The sequence below is a fragment of the Stenotrophomonas sp. YJH_SMC_119 genome, from assembly GCF_059368315.1.
In genome coordinates, this window is record NZ_JCAFRP010000014.1 from 32,185 (window position 1) to 52,644 (window position 20,460).

Here is a 20,460-nt window from a genome sequence, read left to right on the forward strand (position 1 = left end):
TCAGCGCTGCCCCCGCAGGCGGCGCCACAGCAGGCGCGGCGCGCGCCAGAGCATGCCGAAGAACAGGCGGGTATGCATGCGGCTGATGCGCACGTTGTCACGCCACACATCGAAGTGCGACACGCCATCGGCGGGATAGGTCACGCGCGTGGCCAGGTGCTCGACCGGCAGCTGTCGCCAGTACAGGCGCACCATCACCTCGGTATCGAAATCCATGCGGCGGCCGATGGTCTCTTCACCGATCAGGCGCAGCACCGGCGGCAGCGGATACACGCGGAAGCCGCACATGGTGTCGCGCAGGTGCAGCGACAGCGTGTTGATCCAGACCCAGATGTGGGTCGCGTAGCGGCCATACAGGCGCGCCTTGGGAACACTGGCGTCGTAGGCCGGAATGCCGCAGATCACCGCACCCGGGTGCGTACGCGCCGCCTCGACGAAACGCGGCAGGTCGGCGGTATCGTGCTGGCCGTCGGCATCGATCTGCAGCACGTGGCTGTAGCCACGCGCAGCGGCCTCGGCAAAGCCGGCCAGCATCGCCCCACCCTTGCCCTGGTTGATGTCCAGGCGCAGCAGGTCGACGCCCTGGCGCTGTGCCAGCGAACGCAGCACCGTCGCGCACGCTTCATGCGAGCCATCGTCGACCAGCAGGCACGGCAGCCCGGCGGCCTGCACGCCGTCGACCACCGCCGCGATGGCGTGCTCGTGGTCATAGACGGGAATCACCACCAGTGGCGCGAACGCGGCACCGGCAACGGCCGGGTCAGTCCGCATCGGCGAAAACCACCTTGCCGCTGGCATGCACACCGTGGCTGGAGGTGTAGCGGAAGGCCAGCACATTGCGCGCGGCATCCCAGTCCAGCTGCAGGGTCAGCTCATCGCCCGGGCGGGCCACGTGCTGGAACTTCACCGCATCCATGCGCAGGAATCCGGCCGGCATGCTGAACGCCTGGCGGCCAAAACGCACGGCCCAGTCCAGCTGCGCCACGCCGGGCAGGATCGCCGCCTGCGGGAAGTGGCCCTGGAACGGCCGCAGCGCCGGGTCGAGGGTCATGCGCAACGTAGCGCTGGCAGCATCGCGGTGATCCCAGACCGGCACCGGCATGAGCGGCTGGAACAGCGCCGCCAGTGCCGCCTGGGTGACCTTGCCCTGTGCATTGATCGGCAGCGCCTTCACCAGGCGCCAGCGGCGCGGCCGGGTGACCGCGTCATGCGCCTGTGCCAGGCGCGCGCCAAGGCGCTGGCCCAGCGCGCGGCGCGCGGCGTCACCGCCCTCCAGCAGCGCCAGGCTGGCCGGTACCACCACCGCTGCCAGCTGCTCACGCTGTCCTGGCAGGACCAGTACTCTCACATCGTCCACTTCGGTGTCTTCGCGCAGCGCGCGTTCCAGCGCATCCAGCGAAACGCGGCGCTCCTCGATCTTGACGATGCGGTCGGCGCGGCCCAGCAGGCGGAAGCGGCCATCGGCCAACGCTTCCACGCGGTCCTGGGTGCGCCACCAGTCGAGGGTTTCCAGATGCGCCGAGGCGACGGCCAGGCAGCCATCCTCGATGCGCCACTGCACGCCCGGCAACGGCTGCCACGGCGGCAGGTCGGTATCCCAGCGGCGCCAGGCGATACCACCGGTTTCGCTGCTGCCGTAAACCTCGGTCGGTGCCACGCCCAGCCATTGCCGTACCTGGCGTGCGGCTTCTTCGGGCAGCGGGCCACCGGAGGAGAACACCGCGCGCAGGCGGCCGTGCAGGCTGGCCCAGTCGAGCTGCTCGGGCAGGCGCTTGAGGTGGGCTGGCGTCGCCACCAGCACCGTGTCGGTACCGGCCAGCGCGCCCACCAGGTCTTCGTGGAAGAACCGGCGCGGATGGATCAGGCGGCCGGCGGCCAGCGGCCACAGCACCCGGAACAGCAGGCCGTAGATGTGCTGGTGGGACACCGTGCCATGCACCTGCACGCCTTCCAGCTGCGCGCCGAACGCAGCCTGCAGCGCATCCACCTCGCGCGCCAGCTGGTCCATGCGCTTGTTGATCGCACTGGGCTGGCCCGTGCTGCCGGAGGTGAACACGCACAGCTCGCAGGCGCGCTCGTCCAGCACCTGCAGTTCGCCGTCCACGCCAACGGTGGGGGCAACCAGCGCTCGGTAGTCGGCGGAAACATCGCCGGCGAAACCGCTCACCTGTGGCTGCAGCGCCTGCAGCGTGGCCGGCAGGTTGTCGGCAGCCAGAAACACCCGCTTGCCGGCATGCCAGGCGCCGAACAGCGCAGCAGCGAAGGCCACCGCATCATCGAAGTACAGGGCCCAGTCACGGCCATCGGCAGCAGCAAAGGCCGCACGCCAGGCCAGCACCCGCTGGCGGAAGCGGGCATGGTCGATCACCTCGCCATCGCACACGCCGATGCTGCGCTGCGGCTGCGGGTCCACCAGCAGCCGGTCCAGGGCAATCCACTCAGCCATGCGCGTGCGCTGCCTTGACCCGACGCCGCACCAGCCACTCACCTGCAAACAACACGCCCATCATCACGTACGCCAACAATCCGTTGTAGAGCATCCAGACCCGGTCCGACGCGTAAAGCGCGGTCAGCAGGGCCAGGCTGCCGTTGAGAACGAAGAAGCCACACCACACCTGGGTGACGCGGCGGGTATAGGCCACCGCGAACGCCGGCAGGTCCGGCTCCTGCAACCGCGCCAGGCGTTCCACCAGCGGCGGGCCGAAGCGCAGGCTGGTGCCGAACACCGCCAGCATCACCATGTTGACCAGCGCCGGATACAGCTTCAGCGGCAGGGCCTGGTTCAGCACGGTGGCCAACACGGCCAGCAGGCCGGTTCCCGCGGCGGCGGCCCACCACAGCGGCTGGCGCGTACTCAGCGCACGCAGCAGGGCGAGGGTGAACAGCAGCAGCGACAGCCAGCGTGGCTCGAAACGGCCCATCGCCAGGTACACCAGCACCGGGTAGGCCAGCGAGATCGCAGCCACCACGACCGTGCGTGCGCGTGCCATGGCGGAGCCGCCGGCGCTGCGGTCAGGCGGCTGCCTGGTCCGGCAGCAACCCATGCACGACATCGACGATGTCCTGCACGGTGCGCACGGCCTTGAACGCTTCCGGCTGCAGATTGCGGCCCAGCAGCGGCTTGAGCTGCACGATCAGGTCGACCGCATCGATGCTGTCGATATCCAGGTCGTCGTACAGGCGTGCCTCGGGGGTGATCCGGGCGGTTTCGATCTCGAAGCTGTCGGTCAGGATGCTGACGATGCGTTCGAACAGTTCATTCTTGGTCATGGCAATTCCTGGCGCCGTTACGACTGGCGGGCGGCGACGAACTCGCCGAGCGCGCGCACGCTGGAGAAATGGCGACGGGTTTCTTCCGAATCGGCCGAGAGGCTGACACCGTACTTCTTCTGCAGCGCCAGGCCCAGCTCCAGCGCGTCGATCGAATCCAGGCCGAGGCCCTCGACGAACAGCGGCGCGGTCGGATCGATGTCCTCCGGCGTGATGTCCTCCAGCGAAAGGGAGGAAATGATCAATTCCTTGATCTCGTGCTCAAGTGCTTGCACGGGGCGGCTCTCCAGACAGGTCGAAATAACGAGAAAGGTGCTCGGTAACGCGGCGTGCCGCCAAGGCATCCCCCCTTGGCGAGTCGTCTTCGGCCAAGAAAGGCGCGATCGGGATATCTTCGCCGATCTGCAGCCGAACGTGAAAGCGACGTGAGGGGACACGATACCACTTCTGTCCCTTGGTCAGGGTTGGCGGGCTGCAGGTGATCCGCACCGGGGTGACGTCGATGCGGCCCCGTACGGCGATGTTGGCGGCCCCGCGCTGCAGGCGCGGCGGCTGCCCGGGCACGCTGCGGGTGCCCTCCGGGAAGATGACCAGGGTGCCGCCGGCATGCACCGCGGCCACGCAGTCATCGACCAGGCCGGCGCCATCGTCATTGGAGATGTAGCCGGCGGCCCGTACCGGACCGCGCATGAACGGGTTGCAGGCCACGGCCCGCTTGACCACGCAGTCGGCGTTGGGAAGCAGCGAGATCAGGCAGACCACGTCGATCAGGGTCGGGTGGTTGGCCAGCACCAGCAGGCCGTCACGCTGCAGGCGTTCACCGCCCTCGATCTCGTAGGTCATCACCCCCAGCCCGCGCATCAGCCGCAGATGGCTGGCGAACGCGACCTGGACCACGCGCCGGGCGCGCCGGCGACGGGCCACCGGGTCCCGCATCAGCAGCAGTACCGGCATCACCAGGACGCCGAGCAGCAGCCCGCCCAGGCCAAACGCAACAAAGCTCAGGCCGGTGCCAAACACCCGCCAGGCGTGGTCGAGGCGGCGCGGCAGCTCACTCACGGCGGCCCCAGCGCCAGCGCTGGCCATGGGCCACGTGCTCCAGCGCTGGCGCGCCGGACAACAGGAAGCGATGCAGGTCCAGCGCGTGCGGCAGCAGGCCGGGCACAGTGCTGGCCTGGCCGTCGGCCGGCTGCCACTGCAGCGCCAGCGTCGGCCGGTCCTCTGCTGGCGCGGTCAAACGCCAGCACCAGGCGAAGAACGGGTCGGGTTCGTCGGCGAACGTCGCGTAAACCTCCGGGAGCGGCGACTCGTAGACCACCACCCGCACCTCGCGGGCGCCATCGGCCAGCAGGCCGACGGCCTCCAGGCACGCGGCTTCGACCGTTGCCTGGCCAGCCGCCAATGCCAGGTAGTTGCCGCGATGGCCGCGGGCGATTGAATACAGCGCGGCGATCGCGTTGTGCACCGACAGGCCAAATCCGGTGGGCGACAACGGCTGGTCGCCGACCAGCGCCCCCAGCAGGTCCATCGAACGTGCGACGTCGCCATGGCGGCTGGCGAACACCAGCGGCACGTCGCTGTCGGCCCCCTGCCCGTCCTCGCACCAGCACGCGGTCTGGATCGCCATGCGGCCCAACCGCTCGATGCGACGGCGTTGCATTGCCGGAACCTCTGCCAGTGCCGGCGTATCCCCGCCGTGCGGCAGGTACGGCGCTTCGGCCCAGCCCAGCCACTGGCTACGCTCGCTCAGGCCGGGCGCCCACGCGGCCCAGTCGACGATGGAGAATTCAATCATTTAGCGTTGGTGCTTCAACGGGAGAACGATAGGCACGAGCCATTACGGCGACGCGCGGCGGCCCCCCATTCCTGCAGCCGTGCGTCCGTCCAGGACGTCGCCGGCTGCCCCCCTGGCTGCCGGAAAGGAGCGCACGCTAGCACGTCCCGCCCGGGGTGTGCAGGTTTCACATTCCCCAACACGGGGCCCGGCACCGTCGGGCCCCGCCATCAACCCATCAGTGGTAACCGGTGTCGGCGTGCACCTTGCCGCGGAACACCCGGTACGACCACGCCGTATAGCCCAGGATGACCGGCAGCAGAATGACCAGCCCGACCAGGGTGAAGCCCAGCGAGGAGGCCGGCGCGGCTGCCTGCCACAGGGTCATCGACGGCGGCAGCAGGTACGGCCACATGCCCAGCACCAGGCCAAGGAAACCAAGCACGAACAGCGCCAGGCTGAGCAGGAACGGCGGCAGGTCGCGGCGCGGATGGGTCGCACTGCGCCACAGCGCGGCGGCCACCGCCAGGGTCAACAGCGGCACCGGCGACAGCCACCAGAAGTTGCCGTCGCTGAACCAGCGGGCCATCAGCCGCGAATCGAGGAACGGCAGCCAGCTGCTGACCAGGCCCATCGCTGCGATCACCGCCACCACCAGCGGCCGGGTCATCTGCCGTGCCAGCGCCTGCACGCGGCCTTCGGTCTTCAGGATCAGCCAGGTGCTGCCCAGCAGCGCATAGCCGGCCACCAGCGCGGCACCGGTCAGCATCGCGAACGGGCTGAACCAGGCGAACGGTCCGCCCTGATAGACGCCGTCCACCAGCGGGATGCCCTGCACCAGGGTGCCCAGGATCACGCCCTGGGCAAAGGTCGCCAGCAGCGAACCGAGGCCGAACGCCACGCTCCACAGCCGGCGCGATCGATGCGCCTTGAAGCGGAACTCGAAGGCCACCCCGCGGAACACCAGCGCCACCACCAGCAACAACACCGGCAGGTACAGCGCCGACAACAACACCGCATAGGCCTTCGGGAACGCCGCCAGCAGCCCGGCGCCGCCCAGTACCAGCCAGGTCTCGTTGCCGTCCCAGATCGGCGCGGCGGTGTTCATCATCAGGTCCAGCTGTTCCTCGTCCTCGGCGAACGGGGCGAGGATGCCGATGCCGAGCACGAAACCGTCCAGCACCACATACATCAGCACGCCGAAGCCGATCACCGCGAACCACGCCACCGGCAGCCAGGTCATCAGGTCCATGTCAGCGCTCCTCCAGCGGTTCGTCGGCCGCCGACAGCGGGCGTGCCGGGGTGTGGCTGCCGTGGTCCAGCGACGGCCCATCATCGTGCGGACGCGGTCCGTGGCGCAGGATCTTCACCAGGTACCAGATGCCCCAGCCGAACACGAAGGCGTAGCCAACGACGTAGACCGCCAGCGACAGCGCGGTCATCCACGCGCTCTGCGGGCCGACCGCATCAGCGGTGCGCAGCACGCCATACACCACCCACGGCTGGCGGCCCATCTCGGTGACGAACCACCCGGACAGCAGCGCGATGAAGCCGCTGGGCAGCATCCAGTTCCAGCCGCGCAGCAGCCACGGCGAATCCAGCAGCTTCCTGCGCCACAACTGGAAAGCCGACACCCAGGCCAGCAGCAGCATCAGCGTGCCCAGCCCGACCATGATCCGGAAGGCGAAGAACACCGGCGTCACCGGCGGCCGCTCGCTGGACGGTACCGAAGTGAGCGGGTCGAAGGTGCCGTCCAGGCTGTGGGTGAGGATCACGCTGCCCAGCTTCGGGATGGCAACTTCGAAATCATTGCGCTCTTCCTTCTCGTTCGGCAGCGCGAACACCACCAGTGGTACGCCCTCGCCCTCCTTGGTTTCATGCCAGTGCGCTTCCATCGCCGCAATCTTCATCGGCTGGTGCTTGAGCGTGTTCAGGCCATGCATGTCGCCGACGAAAATCTGCACCGGCACGGTCAGTGCCGCGAACGCCACCGCTGCCACCAGCATGCGCCGGCCCGCTTCCACGTGCGTGCCCTTGCGCAGGTACCACGCGCCGACGCCACCGATCACGAAACAGGTGGTGATGAACGAACCCAGCGCCATGTGCGCCAGCCGGTACGGGAACGAAGGATTGAACACCACCTGCCACCAGTCCACCGGATGCACCACGCCGTTGACCATCTCGTAGCCGGCCGGCGTATGCAGCCAGCTGTTGGACGACAGGATCCAGAACGTGGAGAACAGCGTGCCCAGCGCCACCATGCAGGTGGACAGGAAATGCAGGCGCGGCGAGACGCGGCCCCAGCCGAACATCATCACGCCGAGGAAGCTGGCTTCCAGGAAGAACGCGGTCAGCACTTCGTAGGTCAGCAGCGGGCCGATGACCGTGCCGGCCACCTCGCTCAGCCGTGGCCAGTTGGTTCCGAACTGGAAGGCCATGACGATGCCGCTGACCACGCCCATGCCAAACGACACCGCGAAGATCTTCTGCCAGAAGAAATACAGCTCGCGCCACACGGGCAGCTTGGTGCGCAGCCAGCGCCATTCGATGAAGGCCAGCCAGCTGGCCGTGCCAATGGTGAAGGCGGGGAACAGCACATGGAAACTGATGACGAATCCGAACTGGATCCGGGACAACAACAACGCGTCCAAGGGACGCCTCCTGCCTGTGACCGGTGGGATACCGGACCACTTTAGGAGGATTTCGTTAAGACGGGATGCGACCGGGTGACGCGCTGCTTCACTTTGTCGCAGGTGAAGCTGGGTGACAGGATGAATGGGCTACAAGGGCTTCAGCAGGGTCAAGGGCGGCTCCTTGGTGATTCGCAGGGCCTGGGGTACCAGTGCAGTCAAGCAGGCCCCCATCACCAGCACGACAGCGCTCGATATCGAGAACCACGGTGAACCTGTGCTGCCGTCCTGCGGCGACCCTACCCACTGCAACGACAACGCGCCGAGCAGGGTGCCCAGCGTGGTGAACAGTGAAACCTCGAACATGATTTCGGCAAAGATCACGGATCCGCGAGCACCCAATGTCCGTCGAACCCCAATGGAGTGCCGGCGCCGATCAAGCCACGCGCCCACAACTCCGGAAACGCCGGCCATCAGCACACCGAGAACAACGGCGGTCATGACCGCGAGCACGGTCGTAGCGAAGCGATCAGCTTTGACGTAGGCGTCGCGATAACCCGCCAGCGTCTCGACACCGGCTGGATGCATGATCCGATAAGGCCGCTGCAGCGCATCGGCGGTGCGATCAAGCGATGAACGATCAACCTCCGACCTCCACTTCGCCAGATAATAGCGACTGGCGCCCATGGGAAGGCCCGGGAGCAGCACCCACTGCGAATCTCGCTCATTGCCGCCTGGCGCCGGTCCAGCAACAGACGCAAATACGCCCACGATGACCCGGCTGCTGCCGGGGCCGAAATACAGGTGGCGGCCAACAGCATTCCCCGCTCCGAACAGATGGGCAGCCAGCGATTCACTGATCAGCACCACCGGAGCGCCTTCAACCATGTCCTCCTCCATGGCATCGCGCCCCAGGACGATTCCCGCGCCCAGCATCGCCAGCAAGCCAGAGCTTGCAGTTACAACGGGAACGCGATCACATCCAGCAACGTCTGCCGTGCCCGCGTTCATCGAATGCACCATGGCCGACTCACTGGTGCATACGCCGTATCGATGGGCTCTTCCCCCGAACGGAACAGCGTCGCTCACAACCGTGTCCTGAACACCGGGCAGCCGGATCGCGGACAGGTCTGCCCGCAGCACTGCCGCATCCGCGCCGTCTTCGACATCAGAGACTCTGACCACACCAATCGATGCTGCCTCCCGGATGCTCCCGGCGTTCAATCTGGCGAAGCTGTCCAGCGCAGATTGCAGTGCGAACGCACATGCCAGGCTTGCAAGCGCTGCCTGCACTGCAAGCAGTGCGGCGCTTCCCAAATGTCGTCGGGTCTCCCTCATCGATTCGAACATTTCAGGCAGCCCCCTTCGCGAAGGCACTCGACAGGGAGCTGACCCTGCAGATTTCAAACGACGGGACCAATGAACAGAGCAACGTCGTGACGACTCCCAGGCCAGCGGCCATCAGCATTGCCCCAGCATGCATCGCCGTTATCGCGCTGGGCAGAACGTCTCCCGCAGCAACCACCCGGATTCCCAGCGTGTAGGTGACGACAGCGAGCACACTGCTTGCGGCTCCCGCCGCGATGGATTCCCACATGAGCTGGATGAACACGTCCCGACGTCGCGCTCCCAGTGCACGTCGTATCGCGAGCTCCCGCCGACGGCGCCCCAGACTGAAGCTCAGCAGCGCCGCCGCGTTGACGATGCACACACCGAGAAGGATCAGTGACAGCCGAAGCTGCATCCTGGCCCGCTCCGGAACCAATCCCAGCCTGTCCAGCCACTCCATCAACGGCCAGAGTGCCACCTGCTGGGTGCCTGGTTCGATCCGAAGGCCCTTTGTCTGTGCATAGGCATCCAGATTCGCCCGGTAGGCGGCGACATCATCCGCGGTGGGCAGCCACGCCCACAATTGAAGCCATGACACGTTGGCTCCTGCAGGGTCCGTGTCCTGGTCACCCCCCCAGATCGCCGTCCCGTCCACAACAGTCAGCCTGTCCGCGATTGCGGTCTCAACCGGCAGGTAGATCTCGTCAGGTTCCACAAACGGCCGCCGTGTGAGATCTCCCTGAAACATCGGCACCGGATGCCAGTCCTCCGCGACACCCACAACAGTGTAGGTGCGCCTGCCCAGTTCCAACCGATGACCAACACAGTCCTGCGCACACTCGCGCTCGGCGAGCGCACGCGACAGGACCACTATACGACTCGCAGCATGCCCCTCCTCGGCGGTCCATGCGCGCCCTTCAACAACAGCAATGCCAAGAACACTGAACACTTCGGACGTTGCGAACCTCGCACGCAGCCTTGCGCTGGCGGCTCCCGGCCGGGAGAGCGTCACCGCCCCGCCCGCCATGGCGGCCTGCTTCCACGACCTCCCCTGGCCCAGAAGCGCCTTCGCATCCGGCCAGGTCAGTGCCTGTCCCGGATCCGGGGAACCACTGCGCAGAGCATCTGGACGCGCATCAAGGTACGGGCGGAACAATGCGGAGCTCCGGCCCGGCGCGGGATCCGACGATGCCTGGAGAACAATGGAGAGCATCACGGTCGTGATCCCCACCCCCGCACCCAGCATGAGAGCGATTGCCAGATGAGTGCCGATCCGTTGCTTGAATCGGGCAAGCGAAAGCTGGATGTAGTAGAGCATCATCCAATTGCATCCGGCGTTGGATTACTGGCGCACCTGTCCATGTGATTCTCACTCCATACCCGTGGAAGCTGATGGTTGAGAGTCTCTGATTGTGAAACTCCGACTCAAGCGGAGGCATGGAGTTTGCAACTTTCCTCAGGAAACACACGTAGCTCGCGGACCCTGGATAGAGCGACTGCCACTGATGACGAGGCCGACGTGACGGAGTCTGACGGGAAAGACCAACTGCCGACGTGGAGACAACGCCCGACGCTTGGATATCTGATCGGAAGTTGGAGGAAGAAGCGTCCCAAAGCAGTTGCGGGCGTCAATGTTCTTCTAGACCCAGAAGTACCAGGCCGCTGCAGCCAGCAGTGCGCCAAACAACAGCACCTGCACCACCACATAGCCCACGCCACTGTCGCGTGACTCAGCGGCAATGCGCTTCTGCAGCGCGTCACTCACATCCGGCGTTTCTTCCCGCTGCACCTGCTCACGCAACGCCTGCGCCAGCGCGCGCTCTTCCGCATCACGAGGGTCGGTCGATGGGTTCACAGCAGTTCTCCGGCAGTGGCATGCCGCGTCAGTTCCTGCTTCAGGACCTGGCGCGCGCGGTGCAGGTGGCTCTTGATGGTACCGCGTGCCAGTCCGGTCACCTGCTCGATTTCGGCCAGATCGAAATCCTCCAGGTAGTGCAGGCCGACGATCAGGCGCTGCGGTGCACTCAGCCGTTCCAGCGCCGCGCCGAGCTGGCGCCCTACCTGCAGCGCCTCGCTCAACTCAACCGGGCCCGGGCCTTCATCGCCGACACCCAGTTCCTCCGGCACCTCCACCGCCACCATCCATTGCGCCTCCAGCCGCCGCCGGCGCAGGTGCTGCAGCGCCGTGGTGTAAGCGACCCGGGAAACCCAGGTGCGCAGCGAGGATTCAAAACGAAACCGGTGCAGCTGGCGGAACACTGCCAGGAAGGTCTCCTGCAGCAGATCGGGCACTTGGTCGCGGTCGCCGACCATGCGCCCGATCACTTGCGCGCAGGTGCGCTGGTGGGTTTCAACCAGTTGCGCGAAGGCCGACTGCGAGCCATCGATGATGGCCCGCACCAGGGCCTGGTCCGCGTCGAGCGGCTCGGCGGGCGGTGCCGCCGATACTGCATCGTGGCGGCGACGGCCCCGCAGCGCCGACAGTGCTTCGCCGAGCAGGCTCATCTACGGGGCGCCCCCTGTGCCCGTGGCATGCGCCGGCTCAGCCCTTGCGTGCGGCGGGGCGGGTGAAGTGCCAGGCCAGCAGCTGGCCCAGGCCGGCACTGCCGACCAGCGCGGCAGCGGCACCGAAGGTCAGGTCACGCGCACCGATGGCCTCCAGCAGGGCCATGGCCAGCGCCAGGCAGACCAGGCTGATGCCCCAGCGCAACGCCCCCTGGCGGCGCCGCTCTTCTTCCAGCACGGCCAGCGAGCGGATCACTTCCTCCGGCACGTGCGGGGCCACCAGCTTGCTACGCGCGCGGGCATCGGCAATGGCGTGGATCGCGTAGGCGATGCAGATGAAGAGGGTGATCGGGATCAGTTCCTGCATGGTCGGGCTCCTGTTCGGTGGATGATGCGGGTTCAGGAGAATGGATGCGCGAGGCCGGCCAGCGGTTGCACTACTTTGCCAATCCCGCTGCCATGACCTGTGGCCCCTGCCCCCGGCCCGTGCGGCTGCTACGCTTGGCCGGTTTTCCTCTACTGGTGCCGTCCGCCCATGTCCCGAGTGCTGCCCCTGTCCCTCCTGCTGTCGGCCGTGCTGGCCGCACCGGCTGCGCATGCCGCGCCGACGCCGATCACCATCGAACAGGCCATGGCCGACCCGGACTGGATCGGCCCGCCGGTCGAGAAGGCCTGGTGGTCGTGGAACAGCCAGCAGGTGGAGTACCAGCTCAAGCGCAACGGTAGCCCGGTGCGCGATACCTTCCGCCAGCCGGTGGCCGGTGGCGTGGCCGCGCAGGTGGCCGATGACCAGCGCGGCACCCTGGACGTGGCCGAGCCGGTCTACGACCGCAGCCGCAGCCGCAGCGCATTCGTGCGCAATGGCGACGTGTTCGTGCGCGACCTGCGCAGCGGCGCGCTGACCCAGCTCACCCGCAGCAACGAGCGCGCGGGCAACGTGAACTTCGCCGCCGACAATGGCGTGATCTGGCGCGTCGGCCAGAACTGGTTCCACTGGGCCGCCGCCAGCGGCGTGCAGCAGGTGGCCAGCCTCAAGGCCGAAAAGGATCCGCGTACGCCGCCGAAGGCCGACGTGCTGCGCGACCAGCAGCTGCGCACGCTGGAAACCCTTCGCCGCGACCGTGACCAGCGCGAAGCACTGAAGGATCAGGACCAGCGCTGGCGCCAGGCCGACCCGACCCGTGCGCCGGGCCCGGTGTACCTGGGCGCAGACGTCGAGATCGCCGACAGCGTGCTGTCGCCTGACCTGACCCACCTGGTCGTGGTGACCAAGCCGAAGGACTTCGATGACGGCCGTGGCGGCAAGATGCCGCTGTACGTGACCGAGTCGGGCTACGAGGAAACCGAGGACACCCGCACCCGCGTCGGCCGTAACGGCTTCGAACCGCACACGCTGTGGTACGTGGACGTGCGCACCGGCAAGGCCGAGAAAGTCTCTCTGGCCGGCCTGCCGGGCATCAGCACCGATCCGCTGGCCGAGCTGCGCCGCAAGGCCGGCAAGGACGCGCTGAAGGGCGAGCGCAGCCTGCAGGTGATGAGCGACTTCATGGGCGGTGGCATCCGCTGGAGCCCCGATGGCCAGCAGGCCGCGGTGATGCTGCGTGCCAACGACAACAAGGACCGCTGGATCATCAGCGTCAACGCCGCCGACGGCCGCGTGCAGAACCGCCATCGACTGACCGACACCGCCTGGATCAACTGGGGCTTCAATGATTTCGGCTGGATGGCCGATGGCCGCACGCTGTGGCTGCTGTCGGAGGAATCGGGCTTCTCGCACCTGTATACCCAGTCCGGTACGGGCAAGCCGCAGGCGCTGACCAGCGGCAAGTGGGAAACCTCGGCGCCGGTGCTGTCGGCCGACGGCAAGGGTTTCTACTTCCTGTGCAACCAGCAGGCGCCGCATGACTACGAAGTCTGCGCGGTCGACACCGGCAGCCGCCAGGTGCGCGAGCTGACCAGCCTCAACGGCGTGGAAGACTTCTCGCTGTCGCCGGACGGCCAGCAGCTGCTGGTGCGCTACTCCGGCGCCTACCTGCCGGCGCAGCTGGCCGTGGTACCGAGCACCGGCGCAGGCCAGGCCCGCGTGCTGACCGACACCCGTACCGCCGACTACAAGGCACGCCAGTGGATCCAGCCGAAGCTGGTGGCAGTGCCGTCCAAGCACGGTGCCGGCGTGGTCTGGGCCAAGTACTACGAGCCGGAAAACAAGGAACCGGGGAAGAAGTACCCGATCGTGATGTTCGTGCACGGCGCCGGCTACCTGCAGAACGTGCACCAGCGCTACCCGGCCTACTTCCGCGAGCAGATGTTCCACAACCTGCTGGTGCAGAAGGGCTACATCGTGCTGGACATGGATTACCGCGGCAGCGAGGGCTACGGCCGCGACTGGCGTACGGCGATCTACCGCAACATGGGCCACCCGGAACTGGAAGACTACAAGGACGGCCTGGACTGGCTGGTCGACACCCAGCAGGGTGACCGCGACCATGCCGGCATCTACGGTGGTTCCTACGGCGGCTTCATGACCTTCATGGCCCTGTTCCGCTCGCCGGGCACGTTCAAGGCCGGCGCCGCGCTGCGCCCGGTGGTGGATTGGCACCAGTACAACCACGGCTATACCAGCAACATCCTCAATACCCCGGACATCGATCCGGAGGCGTACCGCGTGTCCTCGCCGATCGAATACGCGCAGAACCTGCAGGACAACCTGCTGATCGCCCACGGCATGATGGATGACAACGTGTTCTTCCAGGACTCGGTGAACCTCACCCAGCGCCTGATCGAACTGCACAAGGACAACTGGTCGATCGCACCGTACCCGCTGGAGCGCCACGGCTATGTGCGCGCCGATTCCTGGCTGGACCAGTACAAGCGCATCCTCAAGCTGTTCGAGCAGAACCTGAAGTGAGCAACGCCGCGGCCACGATCCACATCGTGGCCGCGGTCATCCTGGATGACCGCGGCCGGGCGCTGGTGGTGCGCAAGCACGGCGCCAGCCGCTTCATCCAACCGGGCGGCAAGCCCGAACCCGGCGAAGCGCCGCTGCAGGCGCTGGCCCGCGAACTGGACGAAGAACTCGGTGTGCAGTTGTGCGCCGATACCGCCATCGCGCTGGGCACCTTCGAGGATTGGGCGGTGAACGAGCCCGGCCATCGCGTGCAGGCACAGGCCTGGTGGGTGCGGGTGGACGGCACGCCACAGGCATGTGCCGAGATCGCCGAACTGGCCTGGGTGCCGCTGCAGCCGCCGCATGGCCAGCCCTTGGCACCGTTGAGCGAACACCATATCCTGCCGGCCGTCGCCACCCGGGTGACGGCCCGCTGATCGCGCGGGCACCGATTGCAAGGACACCGGATGTCAATGTCGATCCCGCCGATTCCCTCGCTGGTCCAGCCGACCTATCACGCCTGGGTGCGTCCGATCGCACACGCTTCGTTCTGGCTGTCGCTGCTGCTCACGGTGTGCTTCGTGATGCAGGGGCTGCTGCTGTGGCCGCTGCGCAACCTTCCGATCTGGCATCTGGTTGAGAGGGAAGTACAAGACCAGCACCTGCACAGCCTGACCTGGCTTTTGGCGCATCCGGTGGCCGCGTCGATGATTGCCGCGCTGCTGTGCCTGGCCTCGACGCTGGCCAGCTGGGGCCTGCTGCGCGAGCGCAGCTGGGGCCTGTGGAGCTTTGTGGTGATCCTGCTGCTGAGCGCATTGGCCAACTTTGCGGTCGCCGGCTGGTTGGACGTGTTCATGCGTGATGTCATCCCGTTTCTCTCCGACGACGCCGTCCTGCAGCAGGAACTCCATCTGAAACGCTGGTTGATCACGCTGACCGTGGTGGCCATGTCATTGGTGCTCCTCGGCCTGCAGGGCTGGCTGGCCTGGCGCCTGTTGCGGCCGGACCTCCGCTCGCGCTTCCACTGAGCCCCCCCCCTTTCCCGCACGACAAGGACCGTCGCTTGCGCTTGCCGACCCTTCTCCCCGCGTTGCTGGTGCTGACTGCGCTGCCTGCCGGCGCCGATGCGCTGCAATGTGGCGAATACCGCAGCGCCGATGGCGGCATGACGCTGGTGTTCACCACTCCCGGCAGCGGCTACCACCACGATGATGGCAGCGAGCCTCAGCCGCTGTGGGTTGATCGCGGTGCGGCACAGACGCGGTTGGTCATGCTCGACGATGGCGTGGCGCAGCCGATCCGTATCAGCGCCGATGGGCAGCGCATCGAGCACGACGGGGTGGTGCTCTACACCCTGCGCCAGCCCCGCGCCTGCGCCAGCGAGCCCAGCGCGATGGATGGCAGCTGCCGCGCCGCTGGCAGCCACTGCGTTGCACGGCTGCCCACGGCCTCACCCGGCCAGGCCCAGCGTGCGTGCAGCGAAGGCGTTGGCGCGGGCTGCTCGGCGCTGCTGCGCCAGCTTCGCGATGGAACAACTGTAGCCGGCAGCGATGACACCAGCCCCGCGCGCTTCGAACGCCCGCCCATCTGCCGCGAACACACGCCCGGCCATGACCCGCAGGCCTGCGAGACGCTGACCGGCGATGCGCTGGCCGCCGCCATGCAGAAGGTCGGTGAACGCCTGCAACAGGAAGACGAAGACATGCCGGATTCACCGCTTCCGGCCGCTGCACGCGATCGCCTGCAGCAGTTGTGCCTGCAGCACCGCAGTGGCCGCTTCTGCGTCGAAGTAGCCGCACAGCAACTGATCGCGCTGGAGCCCGCATTGGCGGTGCAGGCGCTGCAGGTGGTCTGCGATGCCGGCCGCACCAGCGCCTGCGAACGCATCGCACCGCTGCGCGGTCCCGGCGCTGACCTGCGCCTCGTCCCGGCCCAGCAGGTGCCCTGCGGCCGCTACCAGGCCGATGGAGGCGTGATCGACAGGCTCGACTTCGGCGATGGCACCCGGGCCCGCCTGCAGAACGGCGCCATCCACCTGCAGCAGAACGGCGAAACCCTTGTGCTGCGCCAGCTCGGCAACGGCGATCTGCTCGGCATGGATGCGCAGACCGCCTACCAGCGTTACCAGCCCGTGCCCGGCACGGCAGAATGTACGCCCCCGCGCGAGGGCCCTGGTTCGCCGTAGCGCCTGGAGTTTCCCGTTCGATCGTCAAGGAGACGACATGCATTCACCCGCACCGCGCCAGCGCTGGCTGGCCTGGGCGTTGCTGCTGGCCGCACCGATGGCCGCCGCACAGTCACCACAATGCGGCCTGTTCAAGGCCGACGAAGGCAGCAGCACGCTGCGCATCAGCTCACCCAACCGTGGCGAGCAGAAGCACTTCGGCAGTGCGCCGTCTCCGGTCGCGTTCCAGCAGATCGACGGAAAGCTGCAACTGGTGAACCTGGAACATGGCCTGCCCAGCGCGCTGCAGGTGCGCGACCGTGGCCGCACGGTCGAGGTGGATGGCACGACCTACATCCTGCTGGCCCCCGAACAGTGCGCCGCAGCAACCACGCCGGCTGAAGGCAGCTGCCTGGCCAATGCCGTGGCCTGCCTGGACAACCGTCACGAAGCCACTCCGGCCACGCTGGAAGCAGGGTGTCGGGAAGGCGTGCCCGGCATGTGCCTGCAACTGGCTGATCGTTGGCATGAGGAGGCTAAACCTGTCGTCGAAGCCGATCCTGTCCAGCAGAAGGCGGCCCTCGACGCCGCCCTGTCCGGTATCAAGCTCCCCGCTGCCTGTGACAACGGTGGCTTCGAACAGGAAACCCCGGCATGTGCCGCCGCGCTCGAGGCCGACCCCGCAGTGCAGGCGCAGCTGGTCAAGGCCGCGATGACGGCAGCCATGACCGAAGCCATGGTGACGATGACGGCGCCGACCTTGCCGGTGATCATTCCGGCTGAGCGGCGGCAACAGTTGTTGCGGCTGTGCCGCGAGGTAGCGCATGGCGGCTTCTGCGAGCGGGTGGCCGAACTGTCCTGGGACGCGGGAGATCCCCTGCTGGCGGTGCAGGCGCTGGCTGCGGCCTGCACACCGGGCAACGACACCGCCACCTGCGAGCGTCTGCCGGCGTTGCAGGCGCTGGGCGCATCATTGCGACCGCAACCGGCAACGGCCCTGCCCTGCGGCAACTACCGGGCCGATGGCGGTCTGATGGACACGCTGGACTTCGGTGACAACGGCCTGGTCGGCGTTGGCTGGAACAGCCATCTCCGCGCCCGCGTCGAAGAGGGCGACATCCGCATCCGCCACGACAGGGGCGGCGACTTCGTGCTGCGTCCGCTGCCTGGCGGCCAACTGCTGGGCCTGGATACCTGGACCCGCTTCCAGGTGTTCACCCCCACTGGCGATGGCCCGGGCCGCTGCAGTGCACCGAAGCAGTACACCGTGCTGCCGCTACCCCAGGATTGCCCGCAGGCGCTCGCTACCGGCGGGGCGGAAGCCTGCTGCGCGCAGGGCAAGCTGCAGGGCTGCAACGTACTCGGCAACCGCCTTGCGCTGTCCGGGCACTGGCTGCAGGCCGCCGAGCACTACACCACGGTCTGCCGCGCCGGCGTCCGCGAGGGCTGCGAGAACCTGGTCACGGCCCAGGGCAACGATGCCGAGGTGGATGCACATGCACTGCTGGACCGGCTGTGCAAGGCCGACCGCAGTGGCCTGCACGTGGCCTGCGACGTGCTCGGCACCCAGAACTGGGAACTGATCGATCTGGGCCGCGCGCTGCAGAAGGCGGCCGATGACGCGGCATCAGACGACACCCCGCCGCCACGCCATTCCAACCGCAAGCGCTGAGCCGGCCAGGGCCTGTCCGCAGCTTCGGGCGGGCCCTGCGGTAAAGTACGCGCCATGAACGAATTCGAGCGCGTGCGCGCCTACCTCACCGACCTGCAGGACCGCATCTGTGCGGCGATCGAGGCCGTCGATGGCCGGGCCCGCTTCCAGGAAGACCTGTGGCAGCGTGCCGAGGGCGGCGGTGGGCGCACCCGCGTGCTGCGCGACGGCGCGGTGTTCGAGCAGGCCGGTATCGGCTTTTCCGATGTGTCCGGCAGCCGCCTGCCGCCGTCGGCCTCGGCCAACCGCCCGGAACTGGCCGGCGCCTCCTGGCGCGCCACCGGCGTGTCGCTGGTGTTCCACCCGCTCAACCCCTACGTGCCGACCACCCATGCCAACGTGCGCTTCTTCCAGGCGCAGCGCGATGGTGAAGTGGTGGCCAGCTGGTTCGGCGGCGGCTTCGACCTGACCCCGTTCTATCCGTTCGACGAGGACGTGCAGCACTGGCACCAGGTGGCACGCGATCTGTGTGCGCCGTTCGGCGACGAACGCTATGCCGCGCACAAGCGCTGGTGTGATGAGTACTTCTTCCTGCGCCACCGCAATGAAACGCGCGGCGTCGGCGGGCTGTTCTTCGACGACCTGCACGGCGACTTCGAGCGCGACTTCGCTTATCTGCGTGCGGTCGGCGATGGTTTCCTCGACGCCTACCTGCCGATCGTGCAGCAGCGCAAGGACGCCATCTATGGCGAGCGCGAACGCGAGTTCCAGCTGTACCGCCGCGGCCGCTACGTGGAGTTCAACCTGGTCTACGACCGCGGCACCCTGTTCGGGCTGCAGAGCGGTGGCCGCAGCGAAAGCATCCTGATGAGCCTGCCGCCCCGGGTACGCTGGGAGTACGGCTTCACCCCGGAAGCGGGCAGCGCCGAGGCGCGCCTGGCCGACTATCTGGTGCCGCGCGACTGGCTGTGATCTTCCGGCGCCACGCCTGACCCGTGGCGCCCTCTCCTGCCTGTGGTGCGCCCCGCACCGGACAGGCCCTGCTCACTTCCTTCAAGGATGACCCCATGCCCGCTGCTGTTTCCCCCCGCCCTCGCGCTGCGGGCTGGCGCTCCCTGCTGTTGCTTGCATTGGCCTCGGCCAGCCTGCCGGCCGCCGCTCAGTCGATGGCCTGCGGCACCTACAAGGACAGCAACGGCAACACCACGCTGACCCTGGAGAGCGAAGGCCACGGCTTCCTGTCCGGCCCCTACCAGGCCACCGAGGAGCTGCGCATCGCCCGCCAGGAAGACGTGCTCGGTACCGGCAACCTGTCCACGGGCCAGCTGGAAAACTGGTACTTCTCGGACAACGACCGCACGATCAGCACGCCCTATCGCGAGTTCACCCGTGAGCACGCCGCCGCCTGCAAGACGATGCCGCAGCCCGTCGAGGGCGGTTGCGTGATGAACACCTCCGAGTGCCTGGAGGCGCTGCCAGAGGCCGCACCCGTGAAACTGCACGCCTGGTGCGCCGAGGGCGTGGGCGCAGCCTGCATGCGCCTGCTGGAGACCTACCAGCAGCAGGCCAAGGACGCAGCGCCCGGAAAGGAAGAACCGCCGATTCCCGAGATCTGCAGGGAGGAGCTGCCCTCGTTCGACGCCGAGGGTTGCATGACGGCAGCCAAGGAGATTGCCTCGGAAATGATGGGCAAGGCCCTGCTCGGCCTGCAGCATTCCGTGGATGCGCCTCTGCCACCTGCACAGCTTGATGAACTGATCGACCTTTGCCGCGTGCAACAGGGCGAAACGTTCTGCGCCGACACCGCCGAAACCTTGTGGAGCAGTGGCCGCCTGCAGGAGGCCCGCGATGCGCTGCAGCGATCCTGTGCACAGCGCGCGGATGCCCCGGCCTGCGGTCCGGCCAAAGACCTTGCCGTTCTCGCCAGCGCCCCCGCGGCAGCGCTCACGCCGGTGCCGGCCGCCGCACTGCCCTGTGGCAGCTTTGAAGCCGAGCGCAGCGTGCTGTCGCAGCTGCGTTTCCTCGAGGGTGGTGTGGTTGAGGCCGGTGGCCGCGAACAGCCACTGCGGGCAAGCCTGCGCGATGGCCGCATCCTCATCCACCGCGATATCGGCAGCGACTTCGTGCTGCAGCTGCTGCAGAACGGCAACCTGGTCGGTATCGACAGCGGCAATCGTTTCGCCTATTACGAGCGCAAACCGGCGGCCGGCACTACCCGCTGCACACCGTGAATGATGCGCTGTAGCGCCG

General features: G+C 67.4%; 21 protein-coding genes. 7 read left to right on the forward strand and 14 right to left on the reverse strand.

Annotated features, from left to right (window positions below):
- From AC5P6S_RS17680 to AC5P6S_RS17745, 14 genes are all read right to left on the reverse strand, one after another.
- On the reverse strand, positions 1–771 hold the full coding sequence (locus tag AC5P6S_RS17680; protein ID WP_012481600.1) for a glycosyltransferase family 2 protein: 771 nt from the start codon (positions 769–771) through the stop codon (positions 1–3).
- A complete protein-coding gene (locus tag AC5P6S_RS17685) occupies positions 761–2,446 on the reverse strand; it encodes an ApeI family dehydratase (protein ID WP_005414873.1) in 1,686 nt (561 codons plus the stop codon). Before AC5P6S_RS17685 ends, AC5P6S_RS17680 begins: the two co-directional genes overlap by 11 nt.
- Complete coding sequence (locus AC5P6S_RS17690) at positions 2,439–2,990, reverse strand: COG4648 family protein (protein WP_005414874.1); 552 nt, start codon at positions 2,988–2,990, stop codon at positions 2,439–2,441. The genes AC5P6S_RS17685 and AC5P6S_RS17690 overlap by 8 nt, the downstream gene beginning before the upstream one ends.
- 22 nt (positions 2,991–3,012) lie before the next feature.
- Positions 3,013–3,270 carry an acyl carrier protein gene (locus AC5P6S_RS17695; RefSeq protein WP_005411609.1) on the reverse strand — a complete coding sequence of 86 codons (258 nt, stop codon included), beginning with the start codon at positions 3,268–3,270 and terminating at the stop codon, positions 3,013–3,015.
- 17 nt (positions 3,271–3,287) lie between these two features.
- The gene (locus AC5P6S_RS17700; protein ID WP_005411610.1) at positions 3,288–3,545 is read right to left on the reverse strand and encodes a phosphopantetheine-binding protein; all 258 of its coding nucleotides are present in this window, start codon (positions 3,543–3,545) and stop codon (positions 3,288–3,290) included.
- Positions 3,532–4,329 carry a lysophospholipid acyltransferase family protein gene (locus AC5P6S_RS17705; RefSeq protein WP_005414875.1) on the reverse strand — a complete coding sequence of 266 codons (798 nt, stop codon included), beginning with the start codon at positions 4,327–4,329 and terminating at the stop codon, positions 3,532–3,534. The genes AC5P6S_RS17700 and AC5P6S_RS17705 overlap by 14 nt, the downstream gene beginning before the upstream one ends.
- Positions 4,322–5,065: a beta-ketoacyl synthase chain length factor gene (locus AC5P6S_RS17710; protein WP_012481602.1), complete on the reverse strand. Its 744-nt coding sequence runs from the start codon at positions 5,063–5,065 to the stop codon at positions 4,322–4,324. The genes AC5P6S_RS17705 and AC5P6S_RS17710 overlap by 8 nt, the downstream gene beginning before the upstream one ends.
- Before the next feature lie 217 nt (positions 5,066–5,282).
- Entirely contained in the window at positions 5,283–6,296 is a 1,014-nt protein-coding gene (cydB, locus tag AC5P6S_RS17715) for a cytochrome d ubiquinol oxidase subunit II (RefSeq protein ID WP_005414876.1), read from the reverse strand.
- A gap of 1 nt (position 6,297) precedes the next feature.
- A complete protein-coding gene (locus tag AC5P6S_RS17720; protein ID WP_012481603.1) occupies positions 6,298–7,695 on the reverse strand; it encodes a cytochrome ubiquinol oxidase subunit I in 1,398 nt (465 codons plus the stop codon).
- 129 nt (positions 7,696–7,824) lie between these two features.
- Positions 7,825–9,024 carry an ABC transporter permease gene (locus AC5P6S_RS17725; protein ID WP_012481604.1) on the reverse strand — a complete coding sequence of 400 codons (1,200 nt, stop codon included), beginning with the start codon at positions 9,022–9,024 and terminating at the stop codon, positions 7,825–7,827.
- 1 nt (position 9,025) lies between these two features.
- Positions 9,026–10,321: an ABC transporter permease gene (locus AC5P6S_RS17730; RefSeq protein ID WP_012481605.1), complete on the reverse strand. Its 1,296-nt coding sequence runs from the start codon at positions 10,319–10,321 to the stop codon at positions 9,026–9,028.
- A 321-nt stretch (positions 10,322–10,642) separates the two neighbouring features.
- On the reverse strand, positions 10,643–10,858 hold the full coding sequence (locus tag AC5P6S_RS17735; protein WP_012481606.1) for a hypothetical protein: 216 nt from the start codon (positions 10,856–10,858) through the stop codon (positions 10,643–10,645).
- Entirely contained in the window at positions 10,855–11,508 is a 654-nt protein-coding gene (locus AC5P6S_RS17740; RefSeq protein WP_012481607.1) for an RNA polymerase sigma factor, read from the reverse strand. The genes AC5P6S_RS17735 and AC5P6S_RS17740 overlap by 4 nt, the downstream gene beginning before the upstream one ends.
- Before the next feature lie 37 nt (positions 11,509–11,545).
- Positions 11,546–11,875, reverse strand: a complete 330-nt coding sequence (locus AC5P6S_RS17745; protein WP_005414880.1) for a hypothetical protein — start codon at positions 11,873–11,875, stop codon at positions 11,546–11,548.
- Between the two features lie 168 nt (positions 11,876–12,043).
- Between AC5P6S_RS17745 and AC5P6S_RS17750 the strand changes: the two genes are divergently transcribed.
- From AC5P6S_RS17750 to AC5P6S_RS17780, 7 genes are all read left to right on the forward strand, one after another.
- Positions 12,044–14,416: a S9 family peptidase gene (locus AC5P6S_RS17750; RefSeq protein ID WP_065183629.1), complete on the forward strand. Its 2,373-nt coding sequence runs from the start codon at positions 12,044–12,046 to the stop codon at positions 14,414–14,416.
- Positions 14,413–14,832, forward strand: coding sequence for an NUDIX hydrolase (locus AC5P6S_RS17755; RefSeq protein WP_012481609.1), 420 nt, complete (start codon positions 14,413–14,415; stop codon positions 14,830–14,832). Before AC5P6S_RS17750 ends, AC5P6S_RS17755 begins: the two co-directional genes overlap by 4 nt.
- Before the next feature lie 30 nt (positions 14,833–14,862).
- Positions 14,863–15,423: a hypothetical protein gene (locus AC5P6S_RS17760; RefSeq protein WP_414498293.1), complete on the forward strand. Its 561-nt coding sequence runs from the start codon at positions 14,863–14,865 to the stop codon at positions 15,421–15,423.
- A 35-nt stretch (positions 15,424–15,458) separates the two neighbouring features.
- A complete protein-coding gene (locus tag AC5P6S_RS17765; RefSeq protein ID WP_099562693.1) occupies positions 15,459–16,580 on the forward strand; it encodes a hypothetical protein in 1,122 nt (373 codons plus the stop codon).
- 37 nt (positions 16,581–16,617) lie between these two features.
- The gene (locus AC5P6S_RS17770; RefSeq protein WP_495204692.1) at positions 16,618–18,231 is read left to right on the forward strand and encodes a hypothetical protein; all 1,614 of its coding nucleotides are present in this window, start codon (positions 16,618–16,620) and stop codon (positions 18,229–18,231) included.
- A 54-nt stretch (positions 18,232–18,285) separates the two neighbouring features.
- Positions 18,286–19,182, forward strand: a complete 897-nt coding sequence (hemF, locus tag AC5P6S_RS17775) for an oxygen-dependent coproporphyrinogen oxidase (RefSeq protein WP_012481613.1) — start codon at positions 18,286–18,288, stop codon at positions 19,180–19,182.
- Between the two features lie 95 nt (positions 19,183–19,277).
- The gene (locus tag AC5P6S_RS17780; RefSeq protein WP_076739418.1) at positions 19,278–20,441 is read left to right on the forward strand and encodes a hypothetical protein; all 1,164 of its coding nucleotides are present in this window, start codon (positions 19,278–19,280) and stop codon (positions 20,439–20,441) included.
- Positions 20,442–20,460 lie beyond the last annotated feature (19 nt).